Annotated in this window: 17 protein-coding genes; 10 read left to right on the top strand and 7 right to left on the bottom strand. The window is 61.5% G+C overall.

The window, feature by feature from the left end; genetic code table 11:
* Nucleotides 1–68: 68 nt before the first annotated feature.
* From CRN80_RS02565 to CRN80_RS02540, 6 genes are read right to left on the bottom strand one after another with little or no spacing between them, the layout of a single operon-like run.
* A complete protein-coding gene (locus CRN80_RS02565; protein ID WP_044271993.1) occupies nucleotides 69–773 on the bottom strand; it encodes a fimbria/pilus chaperone family protein in 705 nt (234 codons plus the stop codon).
* Nucleotides 774–806: 33 nt separating this feature from the next.
* Nucleotides 807–1490 carry a DUF1120 domain-containing protein gene (locus tag CRN80_RS02560; RefSeq protein ID WP_098949506.1) on the bottom strand — a complete coding sequence of 228 codons (684 nt, stop codon included), beginning with the start codon at nucleotides 1488–1490 and terminating at the stop codon, nucleotides 807–809.
* 3 nt (nucleotides 1491–1493) lie between these two features.
* The gene (locus CRN80_RS02555) at nucleotides 1494–2114 is read right to left on the bottom strand and encodes a DUF1120 domain-containing protein (protein ID WP_098949505.1); all 621 of its coding nucleotides are present in this window, start codon (nucleotides 2112–2114) and stop codon (nucleotides 1494–1496) included.
* An 11-nt stretch (nucleotides 2115–2125) separates the two neighbouring features.
* Entirely contained in the window at nucleotides 2126–2746 is a 621-nt protein-coding gene (locus CRN80_RS02550; protein WP_098949504.1) for a DUF1120 domain-containing protein, read from the bottom strand.
* 28 nt (nucleotides 2747–2774) lie between these two features.
* A complete protein-coding gene (locus tag CRN80_RS02545) occupies nucleotides 2775–3404 on the bottom strand; it encodes a DUF1120 domain-containing protein (RefSeq protein ID WP_098949503.1) in 630 nt (209 codons plus the stop codon).
* A gap of 15 nt (nucleotides 3405–3419) precedes the next feature.
* Complete coding sequence (locus CRN80_RS02540) at nucleotides 3420–4043, bottom strand: DUF1120 domain-containing protein (protein WP_032893448.1); 624 nt, start codon at nucleotides 4041–4043, stop codon at nucleotides 3420–3422.
* Between the two features lie 384 nt (nucleotides 4044–4427).
* Between CRN80_RS02540 and CRN80_RS02535 the strand changes: the two genes are divergently transcribed.
* From CRN80_RS02535 to dacB, 7 genes are all read left to right on the top strand, one after another.
* Nucleotides 4428–5246 carry a response regulator gene (locus CRN80_RS02535; RefSeq protein ID WP_098949502.1) on the top strand — a complete coding sequence of 273 codons (819 nt, stop codon included), beginning with the start codon at nucleotides 4428–4430 and terminating at the stop codon, nucleotides 5244–5246.
* Nucleotides 5247–5444: 198 nt separating this feature from the next.
* A complete protein-coding gene (locus CRN80_RS02530) occupies nucleotides 5445–6080 on the top strand; it encodes a response regulator transcription factor (RefSeq protein WP_032893444.1) in 636 nt (211 codons plus the stop codon).
* 90 nt (nucleotides 6081–6170) lie between these two features.
* Nucleotides 6171–6641 carry a nuclear transport factor 2 family protein gene (locus CRN80_RS02525; RefSeq protein WP_003188784.1) on the top strand — a complete coding sequence of 157 codons (471 nt, stop codon included), beginning with the start codon at nucleotides 6171–6173 and terminating at the stop codon, nucleotides 6639–6641.
* Nucleotides 6642–6677: 36 nt separating this feature from the next.
* The gene (locus tag CRN80_RS02520) at nucleotides 6678–6950 is read left to right on the top strand and encodes a GIY-YIG nuclease family protein (protein WP_032897605.1); all 273 of its coding nucleotides are present in this window, start codon (nucleotides 6678–6680) and stop codon (nucleotides 6948–6950) included.
* Nucleotides 6951–7025: 75 nt separating this feature from the next.
* Nucleotides 7026–7967, top strand: a complete 942-nt coding sequence (locus CRN80_RS02515; protein ID WP_098949501.1) for a glutathione S-transferase family protein — start codon at nucleotides 7026–7028, stop codon at nucleotides 7965–7967.
* A 663-nt stretch (nucleotides 7968–8630) separates the two neighbouring features.
* Nucleotides 8631–11045, top strand: a complete 2415-nt coding sequence (locus CRN80_RS02510) for a TonB-dependent receptor (RefSeq protein ID WP_098949500.1) — start codon at nucleotides 8631–8633, stop codon at nucleotides 11043–11045.
* Between the two features lie 611 nt (nucleotides 11046–11656).
* The gene (dacB, locus tag CRN80_RS02505) at nucleotides 11657–13114 is read left to right on the top strand and encodes a D-alanyl-D-alanine carboxypeptidase/D-alanyl-D-alanine-endopeptidase (RefSeq protein ID WP_098949499.1); all 1458 of its coding nucleotides are present in this window, start codon (nucleotides 11657–11659) and stop codon (nucleotides 13112–13114) included.
* A gap of 1 nt (nucleotide 13115) precedes the next feature.
* Here the strand turns inward: dacB and CRN80_RS02500 are convergent, their stop codons facing one another.
* Complete coding sequence (locus tag CRN80_RS02500; RefSeq protein ID WP_098949498.1) at nucleotides 13116–13895, bottom strand: IclR family transcriptional regulator; 780 nt, start codon at nucleotides 13893–13895, stop codon at nucleotides 13116–13118.
* A 120-nt stretch (nucleotides 13896–14015) separates the two neighbouring features.
* Here CRN80_RS02500 and hmgA point away from each other — a divergent pair, with 120 nt between their 5' ends.
* From hmgA to maiA, 3 genes are read left to right on the top strand one after another with little or no spacing between them, the layout of a single operon-like run.
* A complete protein-coding gene (gene hmgA, locus CRN80_RS02495; RefSeq protein ID WP_098949497.1) occupies nucleotides 14016–15299 on the top strand; it encodes a homogentisate 1,2-dioxygenase in 1284 nt (427 codons plus the stop codon).
* 3 nt (nucleotides 15300–15302) lie between these two features.
* Entirely contained in the window at nucleotides 15303–16589 is a 1287-nt protein-coding gene (gene fahA / locus CRN80_RS02490; protein WP_098949496.1) for a fumarylacetoacetase, read from the top strand.
* A gap of 12 nt (nucleotides 16590–16601) precedes the next feature.
* Nucleotides 16602–17237, top strand: coding sequence for a maleylacetoacetate isomerase (gene maiA / locus CRN80_RS02485; RefSeq protein WP_032893438.1), 636 nt, complete (start codon nucleotides 16602–16604; stop codon nucleotides 17235–17237).
* The last annotated feature ends 147 nt before the right edge of the window (nucleotides 17238–17384 follow it).

The raw sequence follows: 17384 nt of genomic DNA, 5'->3' as shown, positions 1-17384 counted from the left end.
TGACGATCAATAAGCCGTCACTTCGTTACTCAGGCGGCGCAGGGTGGTACGCCGCCTGGGGTGTTCGGTCAGAAGCTGATCGGTGCGTCGTAAGCCTTGACCGCAAACCCGTACACCGTGGCCGGTTGCAGCCTGACCGTCTTGGCCTGGCTGCTGCTGGCCGGCACGCTCAAGGCTTCGCCGGGCAGCACATACGTACGCGGCAGCAGGGCCTTGCCGTCGCCTGGCAGCAGTAACAACTCCTGCGCCAGACGCACCACGTACGGCGTGTCGTTGCGCACCTGCAACTGGCCGTCGCGCAGTGTCCAGGTCAGGTCGGTCCAGGGCGTGCGGTTGGGCGCCAGGCCCTTGGGGTGCACGATCACCGGCAGGTTCTGGCGCACGGTCACGCCCACGCGGGCATGCCCGGCGGCGGTGGCGGCGCGGCCCTGGGGCATGCCTTCGAACACCGCGCGTTTAAGCCGCTGGGTCAGTAACGGTTGCTGGTTTTGCAGAATGAAACGCACCAGCTGGGATTTGGACGCTTCGACGCGTGACAGCGGCGGTGTCACCACCAGCAGCGGTTCGGTGTCTTCCGGAATGTCCTGCAAGGTCACATGCAACAGGGCGAGTTGGCTGTCGGTGTTGGTCACCGACACGGCCGCTTCGCCTTCGGCCTCGTGCACGATCACCACGGAGGTGTCCGGGACCATGCCGTCGGCTTTAACCTGGTCGCCGAGCATCAAGAGCAAGGCAATCAGGCCGACAGCGGTGTTTGAGAATGTCGTCGTCATGACGGGTTTCCATTAGCCAATAAAGAGGGGCGGTCAGAGGTAGCGCAGGTCCAGGACGATGGCGCCGTCGAGCGGGACTTCCTGGTCCAGGGTCAGGTACTGGGAAAAGTTGATGGCGGTGCTCACCTGAAGCTGGACGGTCAGTTGGCCGATGAAGTCCGGTTGGCGGTCGCCGACTGGCGCAAAGGCCATGTACGTGCGGGGGTAGGCATTGGGCTCCTGGGACCAGGTTTCACCGTTGTCGCTGGACGCCATTACCTGCATGGCCTGCGCATCGCCCACCGCGTTGCGATAGGCCAACGCCACAGAACCCAGGCGCTCTTCGGGGACGTGGATATTCCTGCCCAGCCCGTAGAAATAAGCCGGGGCCGACGAGGAGTCGGCGCGCTCGTCAATGCCCACCAACGCAAACAGCATGGGCCTGGCGCACTGCACACGCAGGTCGAGCGTCTGGATGGGCAGCACGGTGAACTCGTCGGCGTTGAGGCTGTGAGCAGGAATCTTGCCGTGATCGACGGTGCCGTCATGGGTCAGCTCGATATGGCAGGCGTCCGGGGTGACCCGGCCGGTAACCGTAAGGTCGACAGCCGACGCTGCGTGGGCATCGGTCATCGCGGCCAGGCCAAGCACCATGACCACATTTCGCCCCCATGCCATCAGCACGGGCAACGCCAGACGCCGCCCATGCCTGCCACTATTCAAGGACGGGGCGGCCATGGGTCAGAGGTACTTCACTTCAAGGGTGGCGGAGCCGTCGATGGTGACTTCGTTGCTGAGGTCCAGGCCGGCAGTGCCCATAATGAAGGTCTGCACCTGCAAATCGACCGTCAGGTCTTTGACCGCCAGCGGCTGGCTGTCGTCGTCCATTGCGGCGACCGACATGTACAGGCCCGGATCCCAGAACGTTTCTTTAAACCAGGTATTGCCTTGGTCGTTCGATGCAATGGGTTGCACCACTACGCCATCCTCGGCAATCGGGTTGGCAAGCGTGAGGCTATATCCACCCAATTTCTGGGTATCGTTGACAAAGCCCAGGCCGTAATTCGACGTGATACCTGAAGAGGCGCGGTTATCGATCGAGTGCACGGCGAACTGGATCGCAGCGTCGCAATTGACCGCCATGACCAGGGTATGGTTGCCGATAACTGTCGGGTTGTCCGGGTTCAGATCCTTGGCGGAGATCTTGCCATGGTCGATCACGCCCCCACCTGACAGGCTCGGCGTACAGGCGCTGGGCACGATCAGGCCCTTGACGGTCAGGTCCACGCTGGAGGCGGCGAAGGTGGCGGCCGAGTGGAGCAGCAGGGCGCTGGCGGCCAGGGTGGTCAATCGGGTTTTCATCGGGAGGCTCCTTAGAGGTAATTGACTTGCACAGTGGCGTGGCCGTCGATGGGCACTTCGTCGGTCAGCGTCAGGTTGCTGGCGGGGGCGATGTGGGTAATCAGGCGTATTTCGGCGTCCAGTTCCTGGATCGCAATCGGCGCCAGGCCGTCGCTGTCGGCGACGGCCGTCAACAAGGTGTGGCTGAGCATCACCGAGGGGATCCAGGTCACGCCGCCATCCCGGGAGGTGATGGTGCGCACCGGGACGCCATCGGCCACCGGGCTATACAGGCCAAGCCCGGCATCGCCGACTTTTTCATCGCTGGGCGTCATGCCCAGGCCGTGCCAGCTGAAGTGGCTGGCGGCAGTGCCCGCACGGTTGTCGATGGTGTTCAGGGTGAAAATGGTCGGCCCTTCGCAACGCACACTCAGCAGCAGGGTTTCCCTGGGCAGGTCGGTGTAGGTGTCGGCATTGAGGTCTTTGACCGACACCTTGCCGAAGTCGACGGTGCCGCCGCCGGAGACCACGGGCGCGCAGGCGCTGGGGGTGATGACCCCTTTGACCGTCAAGTCCTGGCTACTGGCGGCCCATACCGGGCCGGCGCCGATCAGCAACAATGTCGCGGTGAGGGTGGTGAGGGGGCTAACCATGGGTCACGTCCTGTGGGTGGGTTGGCGGTTACAGGTATTTCACTTCAAGGGTGGCGGAGCCGTTGATCGGCACTTCTGTGCTCAGGTCCATGCCGGCAGTGGGAGCGATGAGGGTGTGCACCATCAGGTCTGCCGTGACCTGCTGGACCGGGGAGGGTGCCCAACTGCCGGAGGAGCGATCGCCAAACGAAGCGTGGGAGGTAACCGGCCAGGCGTCACCTGGGTAACTTTCATGCCAGGTGAGACCGTTATCCACAGATTCAATCGTGGAGATCACCGCGCCGTCAGCCATAGCATTACTTAGCGTCAGTAGGTATTCGCCCAATTTCTTGTCGCCGACCAACTCCAAGCCATAGCTGTTTCGTGAGTCAAACGCGTTACCGATATTATCGATGCCCTTTAGAGCCAACAGGGTTGGCGCATCACAGGTAATCGCCAGTTGCAGGGTGTGGTTGTCCAGCATTGTCCAGTGGTCGGGCTTCAAATCCTTGGCTGCGACTTTGCCGTGGTCGACGAGGCCGCCGCTGGAAAGGCTGGGCGCACAGGCGCTGGGCGTGATCAGGCCCTTGACGGTCAGGTCTACGCTGCTGGCGGCGCACACGGCGTTGGACAGGGCGAGCAGCAGGGCACCGCCCAGCAGGGGCATGCAGGTTTTCATGTGGGAGGCGTCCATTTACAGGTACTTGACTTCAAAGGTCGCGGAACCGTCGATCGCGACTTCGTCGGTCAATGTCAGGTCTTTTGCGGGGTTAATCGTCGCTTCGAGCGTGACATCCATGACCGCGTCCTTGATAGGGTGAGGCGCCCAACCGCTGTCGCCCCGACTGCCCAGCGCCACCAGTACGTGGGGGCCAATGACTTCGTCAGACAGCAGCGTCACCCAGAACCCGTCAGCGTTGTACATGGCCAACAGGGTGGAGGGGGTTTCGGCCACCGGGTTGGTGAACGCCAGCAGATACCGCCCCAGCTTCTGGTTTTCGTTGGTCATGCCCAGGCCAAAGTAAAACCTGTTAACCGCAGAGCCGGCTCGATTGTCGATGGGCTGGATGGCAAACAGCGTTGCTGCATCGCAGTTCACGCTCAGTGGCACGGTCTTGCGTTCAAGCAAGGTACCGGTGTCGATATTCAGGTCTTTTGCCGCGATTTTTCCGAAGTCGATATCACCTGGCAGGCTTGGTGTACAAGCGCTGGGCGTGATCAACCCTTTGACACTCAGGTCGACGCTGCTGGCGGCAAACACCGAGGATGTCATGGTGAGCAGCAGGGCACTGCTCAACAGGGATACAGGGGTTTTCATTTCCAATTGTTCCATTGCAGTCTGGCAGATAGAGACGCGTACAGGTCAGCGCTCGGCCCTGTGTGGGCGAGTGGTTGGCGTGGTGGCGTTCTCACTGTTTTTTTGCGTTGCCGGGAAGTGGCAAGCCGTCCCTCTTTTGGGGTGGGCACAATTTAGCGAGGGGGCTTTGAGGGGGAAATACAACTAATACGACATTGGCGGGTTGGGCTGTAAACGCGGTGCGGGACGGTAGATTTTCGCGGCGTTTTTCGTAGTTGTTGTATCGGCGTAAGGCCATTCAAAAGGTTATAGGTTGAAAGCCGATAACAATCAAAAGGGTGCGCCTGGCATTGCTGTATCAGTGCCCTGGATGGCTGCCGAATTAATCACCACGAAGAGGTACTGATGGGTTCGCCAGGAGGTTCAACCGCAGGAGCGAGCCGGACAGTCAAACCGCCTTTTTCTCCCCCGCCTCATTGGCAGGACTTGAATGTTCTGGTCGTGGAGGATCATTCAGCCTATCGCCTGTTGCTGGGTTGGTTGTTGCAAAAACTGGGGCTCGGACACGCGTTGGCCACCGATGGCTTTATGGGATTGGACGCCTTTACCAACCGGCCCTTCGACCTGGTGATCAGTGATTGCCGGATGCCCTTCATGGACGGTTACAGCATGGCCCGTGCGATTCGCCAGCATGAGCGCAAGCACGGGTTGAAGCGGGTGCCCATCATTGCCTTGACCGCCAACCTGCAAAACGACAGCCCCCAACGTTGCTGCAAGGCCGGCATGGATGCCTGGCTGCTCAAACCCCTGACCCTTGAACAACTGCACGCCGTGCTGGTGCGCTGGTTACCAGACGGGGAAGGCCGTTCTGTCGAGCCATACGCTGCTGCTGCGGTGGCGAACTGGCCCACCCGTGCCACGCTTGTGACCACGTTTGGTAGCGACCTGGTCGTCGACCAAATGCTGGAAACCCTGTTGATGGAGGCCTGGGAAGACCAGCGGGTGTTACGTCATGCCCGTGTGACGTTGAACGCGCCATTGACCGCCGAGCGTCTGCATCGGCTGGTGGGCAGCCTGGTATTTCTGGGCGGCACGGGGTTGGAATCCAGTGCCGTGAGCTTGATCGAACAGGTCCAGGACAAGGGTGTCGCTACGCACAAGGCGCAACTGGAAGTGTTTGAAGCACGGCTGTGCGCTTATCTGGAGTATCTGTCTGAGTTGTGAAGAATGCTGTTGCAGAGCGTTTTACCTGGTCGTTGGTCTAAGTTTGGCTGTAGGTATTTTCCTATTGTGTTGTAGTCCAAAAAACAGCCACTACTGAACATTGGGTTCGGCCGCAAGCGCCTCTTTGTTAGCAGTTGTTGATGATCGCAGGCAGAGGTATTTTGCGCGGATTCAAGTTGCCATCATTCGTGGGTGCCTATGCTTCGAGTAATTATTGCTGACGATCATCCTATTGTCCGGGTCGGACAGAAAGTTGTGATCGAGGCGAATGGCAAGTGCAAAGTGGTCGGTGAGGCCGACGGTCCCGATCAGTTACTCGACGTGCTCAGTCGCACGCCGTGCGACGTACTGGTCACGGACTTCGCCATGCCAGGCGGCCAGCAGGCCGATGGCTACTGCTTGTTGGGCCTGTTGCAGCGCCAGTATCCGCAGTTGCCGGTGGTACTGGTCACCATGTTCGCCAACGTCGCCACGTTACGCGCAGCCTTTGCCCACGGCGCCAGGGCAGTGGTCGCCAAAAGTGCTTCGGCCAAGGAGTTGCCCTTGGCGATCAAGGCGGTGTGTGCTGGCCAGACCTTCGCCAGTGAATGCCTGCGGGTACAACTGGTGGAAGCCGGCACTGGCGATCAATCCCAGGAGCCGCAGTTGTCCGGCAAGGAACGCGAAGTGGTGCGCATGCTGGCCAGCGGCATGACCGTCAGCCAGATTGCAGCCCAGGTCAACCGCAGCATCTCCACCATCAGCAAGCAAAAAAGCACGGCGATGCAGCGCCTGAGTATTTCCACCGACGTTGACTTGTTCGCCTATGCCCGCAGTACCGGGATAGCGCCGTAGCGCGCTTATTTGCGTGGCGAATGACAGTAGCCATGACGGCCTGGGCGGCTTATCGTGCGCCTACTCTTTTGACGCCTGCGGAGCCTGCCCATGAGTGATGCCCATAATGCCCTGATCAGCCAGTTCTACAGCGCCTTCCAGCGTCTGGATGCCGAGGCCATGGTCGCCTGCTACAGCGATGACGTGGTGTTCAGCGACCCGGCCTTTGGAGAACTGCGAGGCCGTGACGCAGGGGACATGTGGCGCATGCTCACCACCCGTGCCAAGGATTTTTCGTTGACCTTCGACCAAGTGCGCAGCGACGAGCGCACCGGCAGTGCGCATTGGGTAGCCACCTACCTGTTCAGTGCAACCGGCAATACGGTGGTCAACGATATCCAGGCGCGCTTTGTATTGCGTGACGGCAAGATCTGCGAGCACCACGACCACTTCGACCTGTGGCGCTGGTCGCGCCAGGCGTTGGGCACCAAGGGCCTGCTGTTGGGCTGGACGCCGCTGGTACGCAACGCCGTGCGCGCCCAGGCGAACAAAGGCCTGAAGGCATTCCAGGCCAGTCGTTGATAAACTGCGCGCCCCTTTGCCTTGCCGAACCTGTCCGTGAGTACGCCTGAACCCAAGCCTTGGTATGTCTACCTGGTGCGCGCCGCCAATGGCGCGCTGTATTGCGGCATCAGCAACGACCCGGTACGCCGGTTCGCTTCGCACCAAAGCGGCAAGGGCGCGCGGTTTTTTCTGTCCAGCCCGGCAGTGGCGCTGGTGTACACCGAGCAGTGTGCGAGCAAGGGGGAGGCGTTGCGTCAGGAACGCCTGATCAAAAAGTTGAAGAAGAGCGCCAAGGAATGCCTGGCCGCAAATGGCTCATCACTCTGACTGATAGGTTCCCATCACGCAGTCAGGACCGTTTGCGCGGTAATCTGCTCGCTCACTCGCCAAGCGGAAACCCGTATGTCTGAGCTCATCCTGCACCATTACCCGACCTCACCCTTTGCGGAAAAAGCGCGGCTGTTGCTGGGCTTTAAAGGCCTGTCCTGGCATTCCGTACACATCTCGCCGGTGATGCCCAAGCCCGACTTGACGGCCTTGACCGGCGGTTACCGCAAAACTCCGGTGCTGCAGGTGGGAGCGGATATCTATTGCGACACCGCCCTGATCGCTCGCCGTCTGGAGCAGGAAAAGTCCTCGCCGGCCCTGTTTCCGCTGGGCCAGGAAATGATCACCCAGACCTTCGCCACCTGGGCCGACAGCGTGGTGTTCGCCCATGCCGTCAGCCTGGTGTTCCAGCCCGAGTCGGTGGCGGTGCGCTTTGGCAAGTTACCGCCCGAGGCCATCAAGGCCTTTATCGCTGACCGCGCCGCGCTGTTCAGTGGCGGCACGGCGAGCAAGCTCCCGGCTGAGTTGGCCAAGCACCAATGGCCGGCGATCATGGCGCGGTTGGAGCAACAGCTGCAGCGGGAGTCCGGCGACTTCCTGTTCGGCGCGCCGTCGATTGCCGACTTTGCCTTGGCCCACTCGCTGTGGTTCCTCAAGGCCACGCCTGTCACCGCGCCTTTGGTGGATGCTTACCCGGCTGTGCTGGCCTGGCTGGGGCGCGTGCTGGGTTTTGGTCATGGAACCGCCAGTCAGATGACCGCGGAGCAGGCTTTGGATATCGCCCGCAATGCTACACCGGCACCTTTGCCGGATGAGGTGTTCGAGGATTTGAACGGCTTTAAGGTGGGTCAGGAGGTGACCATTGCGGCTATCGACTATGGTGTTGATCCGGTGGCCGGGGAGTTGCTGTTCGCTGGGCGTGAAGAGCTGATCCTGCGTCGCACGGATGAGCGTGGTGGTACGGTGCATGTGCATTTTCCGCGCTGGGGGTTTCGTATCCAGGGCATCGCTGCCTGAAGGGTGAACGAATCACCTCTGTAGGCACTATGTGGCCAGTGTGGGAGCTGGCTTGCCTGCGATGGCGGCCTGACAGCCGACACTGATCTACCTGACACACCACCATCCAAATGTGGGAGCGGGCTTGCCTGCGAAGACGGCCTAACAGTCAACACAGCTGGACCGGGTACATATCCGTTATTTAGGTAACGGCCACTTAGGGTTCCGCCCTGACGGCGGCTCACTTTCGAAAAGCGCGAAAGTAAGCAAAGCGCTCTTGCCCCACCACTCGGCACCTCGCTTAGGCTCGGTGTGCCCGTAATCCGCCAGTGATTTGGGGGGCCGCCGCCACGCGCCATCCATGGCGCGGGGCGGCTAAACCGGCATCCCTGCCGGTTTACCCCCCAAATCACTGTCGAATTACGGCCAGCGTGGTTTGACGGGGCGCCTAAGATCAAAAGCAGATCAAGATCAAGAGCGGCTCGCTTCGCATCGTGGTTACTGTCTGCTGCTACAGCCCAGAAAGTGATGTAGATACCTATGCTGTGATAACGGTGGGACCCAGATGCAGTAAATAAAAAATAATTGCCAGCAGAGGTGAGGTAAATCGTCGGCTCATCCGTGTAGTGCATGAAACTGCGATCAATTCGCATTAACAGCGTTTTCTACACGGGTGCTCACAGCATGAAATCGACGGCGGGCGGTTGGGTCAAACAGTGGCTGGGAGCCTCGGTATTCACGGTGTCTGGGTTGGCCTTGCTGCCCCTGGCGATGGCGCAGGCGCAGGAGCAGCACAGCGCCCAGTTCAATTTTGCCCTGGCGGCCAAGCCGTTGCCCCAGGCGTTGAGCGATTTCAGCCGGGTTACCGGGATCAGTGTGATCTACACCGATGAAGCGCCCTACGGCATCAACGCCCCGGCGGTCAGTGGGCAGATGAGCGCGAGCCAGGCCCTGCAACGTCTGCTGGGCCGTTCCGGCTTCACCTTTCGCCAGATCGACGCCCGTACTCTGGCGCTGGAACCGGTGCCCACCGATGGCGCGGTCAATCTGGGCGCTACCACCATCAGCGGCATCGACTTGACCCAAGCCAGCACCAGCTACCAGCCACCGCCCACCAGTTCGGTGATGCGCTCCCGTGGCTTGCTGCTGGAAACCCCGCAAACCGTGAATGTGGTGCCCGCCCAAGTATTGCGCGATCAACAGCCGCGTAACCTGGATGACGCCCTGGGCAATATCAGTGGTATTACCCAGTCCAACACCCTCGGCAGCACCCAGGACGCGGTGATGCTGCGTGGCTTTGGCGACAACCGTAATGGCTCGATCATGAAAGACGGCATGCCGGTGGTGCAGGGCCGGGCGTTGAACGCCACCGCTGATCGTGTCGAAGTGCTCAAGGGGCCGTCATCGTTGCTGTACGGCATCCAGGACCCGGGTGGCGTGGTCAATATCGTCAGCAAAAAGCCTGAGCTGGTACAGTCCACGGCTCTGACCGCGCGTGGTTCAACCTTTGGCAGCGGCAAAAACGGCAGTGGCGGCAACCTCGACACCACCGGGCCCCTCGGTGACAGCGGCTTGGCCTATCGTCTGATCGTCGATCATGAAGACGAAGACTACTGGCGCAACTACGGTACCCACCGCGAGACGCTGGTGGCGCCGTCCCTGGCCTGGTACGGTGATACCACCCAGGTGGTTGTCGCCTATGAACACCGCGAGTTTCTCTCGCCCTTTGACCGTGGCACTGCCATCGACCCCAAGACCCGCCACCCGCTGAACATCCCCGCGACCCGCCGCCTGGATGAGCCGTTCAACAATATGGAAGGGCGCTCCGACCTGTATCGCCTGACCGTCGACCACGACCTGAATGACGACTGGAAAGCCCACTTCGGCTACAGCTGGAACCGCGAAACCTACGACGCCAGCCAGGTGCGGGTGGTCAAGGTCAACCCCAACGGCACCCTGACCCGCAGCATGGACGGCACCCAGGGCGCGCTGACCACCGACCGTTTCGCAACCGCAAGCCTTGAAGGCAAGCTGAATGTGGCGGGTATGCAACACGACCTGGTGTTCGGCCTAGACGACGAGTACCGCAAGATCTACCGCGCCGACTTGATCCGCCAGGCACCGCGCGGTGTCTTCAATTACAACAACCCGGTGTACGGCAACGAAGTGGCAGGCTCCAACGTCAGCGCGCCGGACAGCAACCAGACGGACCTGCTGCGCAGCGACTCGCTGTTCTTCCAGGATGCGATTCATCTCAACGACCAGTGGATTCTGGTCGGCGGTGCACGCTATCAAATGTACGATCAATACGCCGGCAAAGGCGTGCCGTTCACCGCCAACACCGATGGCAACGGCCAGAAATGGGTGCCGCGGGCCGGGCTGGTGTACCGCTACACCGATGAACTGTCGTTCTACGGCAGCTACACCGAGTCGTTCAAACCCAACTCCACCATCGCGCCGCTGGCCAACAAAACCGTGCTGGATGGCAGCCTCGACCCTGAAGAATCCAAGGCCTGGGAGCTGGGCACCAAGTTCGACCTGCCGGGGCGTATCACCGCCAGTGCGGCCTTGTTCAACATCGACAAACGCAACGTACTCGTACAGGTGGGCGAAGGGCTAACCTCGGTCTACAGCGTGGCGGGCAAGGTGCGCTCCCGTGGCCTGGAGCTGGATGCCAGCGGGCAATTGACCGACAAGTGGAGCCTGATCGGCAGCTATGCCTACACCGATGCCGAGGTCACCGACGACCCGACGCTCAAAGGCAAGCGCCTGCAGAACGTGGCGAAAAACACCGGTTCGCTGTCGGCGGTGTATGACTTCGGCACTATCCTGGGCGGCGATCAACTACGGGTCGGCGCCGGTGCGCGCTATGTGGGCGAGCGCGCTGGGGATGCGGCCAACAGTTTTGAGCTGCCGAGCTATACCGTGGCGGATGTATTTGCCAGCTACGACACCCAACTTGATGGGCAGAAGGTCAAGTTTCAGCTCAATGTGAAGAACCTGTTCGACCGCACCTATTACACCTCTTCGGTGAACACGCAGTTCGTGTCCATTGGCGATGCGCGGCAGGTGTCGGTCTCAAGCACGTTGACCTTCTGATTCCGGGTTGGTGGCATTCTTCTGTGGGAGCTGGCTTGCCTGCGATGGTCATAGGGATTTAACAACTCTGAAGCTATCGACGGTAACCACGATGCGAAGCGAGTCGCTCTTGATCTTGATCTGCTTTTGATCTTAGGCGCCCCGTTAAACCACGCTGGCCGGAATTCGACAGGGATTTGGGGGGTAAACCGGCAGGGATGCCGGTTTAGCCGCCCCGCGCCATGGATGGCGCGTGGCGGCGGCCCCCCAAATCACTGACGGATTACGGGCACACCGAGCCTAAGCGAGGTGCCGAGTGGTGGGGCAAGAGCGTTTTGCTTACTTTTGCGCTTTTCAAAAGTGAGCCGCCGTCAGGGCGGAACCCTAAGTGGCCGTTGCCTAAATAACGGATATGTACCCGGTCCAACTGTGTGGACTGCCAGGCCGCCTTCGCGAGCAAGCCCGCTCCCACATTGGGACCGTGGGGTGTCAGGTAGTAGGCGTCGGCTGGCAGGCCGCCATCGCAGGCAAGCCAGCTCCCACAGGAAAGCGGAGAGCATTCAGTGCCCTCGCCACATTGATAGCGAGCTGTTAGCGTTGCCGCCATTGCAGGCTTATGGAAAACGCTACTGATGCACTTTGGAAAATGGTTTCACACCAGCACCCTGCTGGTCGGCTTGAGTTTTTTATTGGGCGGCTGCGCCAGCGTCTCCCAAACCTCCACCCCGGCAACCCTGGATAAGCTGTTGAGCGACCCGGCGCTGCAAGGCGCCACGGTCTCGCTGATGGTACGTGACGCCCGCACAGGCACCACGCTGTATCAGCACAACCCACGCACCCGGCTGGTGCCCGCGTCCAACCTCAAGCTGTTGACCACGGCGGCGGCCATGGATGTGTTGGGGCCGCACTACCGCTTCGCCACCCAACTGCTGAGCAATGGCATACGCCAGGGCAACCGGCTGACTGGCAACCTGTACCTGCGTGGCTTGGGCGACCCGAGTATTCAGTTTGCCGACTACCAGGCGCTGGCCGCGCAATTGGCCAGCCAGGGCGTGCGCCAGGTGCAGGGTGACCTGGTGTTCGACGACACCTGGTTCGATGCCGAGCGGCTGGGCGTGGACTGGTCCCATGATGATGAAACCACTTACTACGGCGCGCAGATTTCAGCGTTGACCGTGGCGCCCAATACCGACTTTGATGCCGGCAGCGTGCTGGTCACCGCCAAGGCGCCGTTGCGCGTCGGCTCGCCGGTCGGCGTGGAGATCTACCCGCCCACCGATTACCTGCAACTGAATAACCGCGCCGTCAGCGGGCCGGGTAACAGTTATGGGATCAACCGTCGCCATGGCACCAACCTGCTGCAGCTCAGCGGCGCGGTGGCGCCGGGCCGGCAGAGCCAGCAATTGATCAGCGTGTGGGAGCCGACGCAACTGGTGGCCAACCTGTTTGAGCAAGCCTTGGCGCAGCAGGGCATCAAGGTGCTGGGGCATCGGGTGATGGGCGGGGCGAGTCCTGCTGGGGTAGCGGTGCTGGCTGAACACCAATCGGCGCCGTTGCAGGAACTGATCGTGCCGCTGCTCAAGCTCTCGAACAACGCCATGTCCGAAGCCTTGCTCAAGGCCATGGGTCGCCAGACGGCCAACAATGGCACGGCAGCGGCGGGCGCCGTGGCGGTGGCCGGCTTTCTCAAGCGCCAGGGGCTGGACACCAGCGCTTTGAGCCAAGTGGACGGCTCCGGCCTGTCGCGGCGTAACCTGGTGTCGTCGCAAACCCTCACCGACCTGCTGCTGGCGGCCAGCAAACAGCCGTGGTTCGACGCCTGGTACAACGCGCTGCCGGTTGCCGGCAATGCCGACCGCATGACCGGCGGCAGCCTGGGTTACCGCCTGCGCGGCACCCCGGCGGAAAATAACCTGCATGCCAAGACCGGCTCCATGGCCGGCGTGTCGTCATTGAGTGGTTACATCACCGATGCTCACGGGCGCAAGCTGGTGTTCGCGATGTTGACCAACAACTACGTGGTCGCCGGCGCACAGGTAAAAGCCGTGGAAAACCGCGTCGCTGCGGCCCTGTCCCGCAGCGAAGACTGATTCAGGGCTGATAGCCCATGCGCCAACTCACGGCCCGGGTCGCCGCCAGCAAGCGCTGCGCCGCCGGGCCATCTTCATCGGCATGGAACAGTGAGGTCGGGCCGACCACGGTCATCACCGCCGCAACGTGCCCGACCGCATTGAACACCGGCGCTGATAATGCATCCACGCCAGGCATCAGCAGCCCATGCACAAAGTGCAGGCCGCGGCTGCGGATTTGCTCGCACACGCTGGCATAGGCCTGATCGTCCGCCAAGGTGTGGGCGGTGCCGGCTTGAACCTCGCGCTCGCGCAGTTCCACGGTTTCCCGCGACGGCAGGTAGGCGCTGAACACCAGCCCGGTGGACGAGCTGAGCAGCGGTAATACCGAGCCCAATTGCGTCACCACGGTGACGGCACGCACCGCTGGCTCGATGTGCACCACCGTCGCGCCCTGGTTGCCCCACACTGCCAAAAAGCAGGTTTCATTCAATTCATCGCGCAGCTCGGCCAGGGGCAGGGCGCCGACCTTCAACACATCCAGGCTGCCCAGCGCCGCCAACCCTACACGCAACGCTTCGCGGCCCAGGCCGTAATGGTTGGTGGCGCTGTTCTGTTCGGCAAAACCCGAAGCGATCAGGGCCTGCAAATAGCGGTGCACCTTGCTCGCCGGCATCTGCACATGTTCGGCCAGGCGTGACAACGAGGTGGCCGGGGACAGTTCGGCCAGGGCCTTGAGGATATCGGTGCCGACTTCCGCCGAGCGGACTTTCTGTTTACCGGTGTCGCGGGGCTTTTCCATGGAAGGGCGAGAATCCGAGAGATGAATGGGCGTCTTTATAGCTTGACGGTCGAGAGTGATCAAATTACGTTATGCGTAACTGGATTACGATAAATACAACTGACCCTTAGAGGACGATCCATGAACCTCGAATACCTGTCGGGCTTCGGCAATGAATTCGCCAGCGAAGCCTTGCCCGGCGCGCTGCCGGTCGGCCAGAACTCGCCGCAAAAAGCCCCTTACGGGCTCTATACCGAGCTGTTTTCCGGCACCGCCTTCACCATGGCTCGCAGCGAAGCCCGTCGCACCTGGCTGTACCGCATCCAGCCGTCGGCCAACCACCCGGCATTCGCCAAGCTTGCGCGGCAATTGGCCGGTGGCCCTCTGGGCGCGGTAACGCCGAACCGCTTGCGCTGGAACCCGCTGGATATCCCGAGTGAGCCGACGGACTTTATTGACGGCCTGGTGGGCATGGTCGCCAATGCGGGGGCAGAGAAACCTTCGGGCATCAGCATCTATAACTACCGCGCCAACCGCTCCATGGAGCGCGTGTTCTTCAATGCCGACGGCGAACTGCTGATCGTCCCCGAGCAGGGCCGCCTGCGCATCGCCACCGAGTTGGGTGTGCTTGACGTCGAGCCGCTGGAAATCGTGGTGCTGCCCCGTGGTCTCAAGTTCCGTGTCGAACTGCTGGACACGCAAGCACGCGGTTACGTCGCTGAGAACCACGGCGCCCCGCTGCGCCTGCCCGACCTGGGCCCTATTGGCAGCAACGGACTGGCCAACCCGCGCGACTTTCTTACGCCGGTTGCCCACTACGAAGACCTCAAGCAACCGACCACGCTGGTACAGAAATTCCTCGGTGAGCTGTGGGGCTGCGAGCTGGACCACTCACCGCTCAACGTGGTCGCCTGGCACGGTAACAACGTGCCGTATAAATATGACCTGCGCCGTTTCAATACCATCGGCACGGTGAGTTTCGATCACCCGGACCCGTCGATCTTCACGGTTTTGACCTCACCTACCAGCGTGCACGGCCTGGCCAACCTCGACTTCGTGATCTTCCCGCCACGCTGGATGGTGGCCGAGAACACCTTCCGTCCGCCGTGGTTCCACCGCAACCTGATGAACGAATACATGGGCCTGATCCAGGGCGCCTACGACGCCAAGGCCGAAGGCTTCCTGCCGGGCGGCGCATCGCTGCACAGTTGCATGAGCGCCCACGGCCCGGATGGCGAGACCTGCACCAAGGCCATCAACGCCGACCTGGCGCCGCACAAGATCGATAACACCATGGCGTTCATGTTCGAGACCAGCCAAGTGCTGCGCCCGACCCAGTTCGCCCTGGAGTGCCCGCAACTGCAACCTGCTTACGACGCGTGCTGGGCCGCGCTGCCCGCCACCTTCAACCCGAACCGGAGATAACCCATGACTCAACCAACGCAGACCCGCAGCTGGGTATCCTCGGCCAATGGTCACGCGGATTTCCCCCTGCAGAACTTGCCCCTGGGCGTGTTCAGTATCAATGGCTCGGCACCGCGCAGTGGCGTGGCGATTGGCGATGCGATTCTCGACTTGCATGCCGCGCTGGACGCGTTTGAAGGTGAAGCCCGGCGCGCCGTTGAAGCCACTGCGGGCGGGCAGTTGAACGGGTTTTTCGAGCTGGGCCGTGGCCCCCGCGTTGCCCTGCGCGAGCGCCTGCTGGAACTGCTGGCCGAAGGCAGCGAGCTGCAAACCCGCGAAGCGCAAGTACTGCACCGCGCTGTCGATTGCCAGATGCACCTGCCGGCCAAGATCAATGACTACACCGACTTCTACGTCGGCATCGAGCACGCGCAAAACGTCGGCAAATTGTTCCGCCCCGATAACCCCTTGTTGCCCAACTACAAGTACGTGCCCATTGGTTACCACGGCCGTGCCTCGACCATTCGTCCCTCGGGTACAGAGGTGCGACGCCCTAAAGGCCAGACCCTCCCGGCCGGCCAGACCGAGCCGACCTTTGGCCCCTGCGCACGCCTGGACTATGAGTTGGAGCTGGGCATCTGGATCGGCCAGGGCAATGCCATGGGCGATGCGATTGCCATTGGCGATGCCGCCGAGCATATCGCCGGTTTCTGCCTGCTCAACGACTGGTCGGCGCGGGACATCCAGGCTTGGGAATATCAGCCGCTGGGGCCGTTTTTGTCGAAAAGCTTTATCACCAGCATCTCGCCGTGGGTGGTGACTGCCGAAGCTTTAGAACCTTTCCGCAAGGCCCAGCCGCCGCGCCCCGAGGGTGATCCGCAACCGCTGCCTTACCTGCTGGATAAGCGTGATCAGAACGCGGGCGCCTTTGATATCGAACTGGAAGTGCTGCTCACCACGGCCTCGATGCGTGAACAAAACCTGCCCGCCCATCGCCTGACCTTGAGCAATACCGAGCATATGTACTGGACCGTGGCGCAAATGGTGGCGCACCACAGCGTCAACGGTTGCCAGTTGCAGGCCGGCGACCTGTTTGGTTCGGGCACGTTGTCTGGCCCGCAGCCTGGGCAGTTCGGCAGCCTGTTGGAGATTACCGAAGGCGGTAAAAAGCCGATTGAATTGGCTTGCGGTGAGGTGCGTAAATTCCTTGAAGATGGCGACGAAATCATCCTGCGTGCCCGTTGCAGCCGCGAGGGCTTTGCCTCCATCGGCTTCGGCGAATGCCGCGGCACCGTGGTCGCGGCGCGCTGAGAGGGCAGGGCCATGGAACTCTATACCTACTACCGCTCTACTGCGTCGTATCGAGTACGTATTGCCCTGGCCCTCAAAGGCTTGGATTTCACCGCGCTGCCGGTCAACCTGCTGGTGCCGGCCGGCGGCGCCAACCGCCAGCCTGACTACCTGGCGATCAACCCCCAAGGGCGCGTGCCGGCGTTGCGTAGCGATGAAGGGGCGTTGTTGATCCAGTCACAGGCGATCATCGAGTACCTGGAAGAGCGTTATCCACAGGCGCCGCTGCTCGCCAAGGATTTGGTCGCCAGGGCTCACGAGCGGGCGGTGGCATCGATCATCGCCTGTGATATCCACCCGTTGCATAACTCCAGCACCCAGAACTTGCTGCGCAAGTGGGGGCACGACGAGGCGCAATTGCTGGAATGGATCGGGCATTGGATCAGCCAGGGCCTGGGCGCGGTGGAGCAGTTGATTGGCGACACCGGGTTTTGCTTTGGCGAACAACCGGGCCTGGCCGATGCGTTTCTGATCCCGCAGTTGTACGCGGCCGAACGTTTCAAGGTGCCCTTGGCGGCATACCCACGCATCGGGCGGGTGGCAGCGTTGGCAGCCCAACATCCGGCCTTCATGCAGGCCCACCCCGCCAATCAACCTGACACCCCCTGAACCACCTTTAATGATCGTTCCCACGCTCTGCGTGGGAACGCCTCATGTGACGCTCCGCGTCACGGTTCTAAAAACGGACGCGGAGCGTCCAGGGCTGTATTCCCACGCAGAGCGTGGGAACCATCATAAAAAAAACAGGTACCTTGC

The organism is Pseudomonas sp. FDAARGOS_380, assembly GCF_002591235.1.
In the GTDB taxonomy this organism is placed as follows: domain Bacteria; phylum Pseudomonadota; class Gammaproteobacteria; order Pseudomonadales; family Pseudomonadaceae; genus Aquipseudomonas; species Aquipseudomonas salmasensis.
The sequence above is the reverse complement of the archived record's forward strand: the minus strand, read 5'-3'. Positions and strand labels throughout refer to the sequence as shown.

Coding starts and splice junctions, on each gene's coding strand:
- CRN80_RS02565 (WP_044271993.1), bottom strand. CDS start 773: ATGACGACGACATTCTCAAACACCGCTGTCGGCCTGATTGCCTTGCTC.
- CRN80_RS02560 (WP_098949506.1), bottom strand. CDS start 1,490: ATGGCCGCCCCGTCCTTGAATAGTGGCAGGCATGGGCGGCGTCTGGCG.
- CRN80_RS02555 (WP_098949505.1), bottom strand. CDS start 2,114: ATGAAAACCCGATTGACCACCCTGGCCGCCAGCGCCCTGCTGCTCCAC.
- CRN80_RS02550 (WP_098949504.1), bottom strand. CDS start 2,746: ATGGTTAGCCCCCTCACCACCCTCACCGCGACATTGTTGCTGATCGGC.
- CRN80_RS02545 (WP_098949503.1), bottom strand. CDS start 3,404: ATGAAAACCTGCATGCCCCTGCTGGGCGGTGCCCTGCTGCTCGCCCTG.
- CRN80_RS02540 (WP_032893448.1), bottom strand. CDS start 4,043: ATGAAAACCCCTGTATCCCTGTTGAGCAGTGCCCTGCTGCTCACCATG.
- CRN80_RS02535 (WP_098949502.1), top strand. CDS start 4,428: ATGGGTTCGCCAGGAGGTTCAACCGCAGGAGCGAGCCGGACAGTCAAA.
- CRN80_RS02530 (WP_032893444.1), top strand. CDS start 5,445: ATGCTTCGAGTAATTATTGCTGACGATCATCCTATTGTCCGGGTCGGA.
- CRN80_RS02525 (WP_003188784.1), top strand. CDS start 6,171: ATGAGTGATGCCCATAATGCCCTGATCAGCCAGTTCTACAGCGCCTTC.
- CRN80_RS02515 (WP_098949501.1), top strand. CDS start 7,026: ATGTCTGAGCTCATCCTGCACCATTACCCGACCTCACCCTTTGCGGAA.
- CRN80_RS02510 (WP_098949500.1), top strand. CDS start 8,631: ATGAAATCGACGGCGGGCGGTTGGGTCAAACAGTGGCTGGGAGCCTCG.
- dacB (WP_098949499.1), top strand. CDS start 11,657: ATGCACTTTGGAAAATGGTTTCACACCAGCACCCTGCTGGTCGGCTTG.
- CRN80_RS02500 (WP_098949498.1), bottom strand. CDS start 13,895: ATGGAAAAGCCCCGCGACACCGGTAAACAGAAAGTCCGCTCGGCGGAA.
- hmgA (WP_098949497.1), top strand. CDS start 14,016: ATGAACCTCGAATACCTGTCGGGCTTCGGCAATGAATTCGCCAGCGAA.
- fahA (WP_098949496.1), top strand. CDS start 15,303: ATGACTCAACCAACGCAGACCCGCAGCTGGGTATCCTCGGCCAATGGT.
- maiA (WP_032893438.1), top strand. CDS start 16,602: ATGGAACTCTATACCTACTACCGCTCTACTGCGTCGTATCGAGTACGT.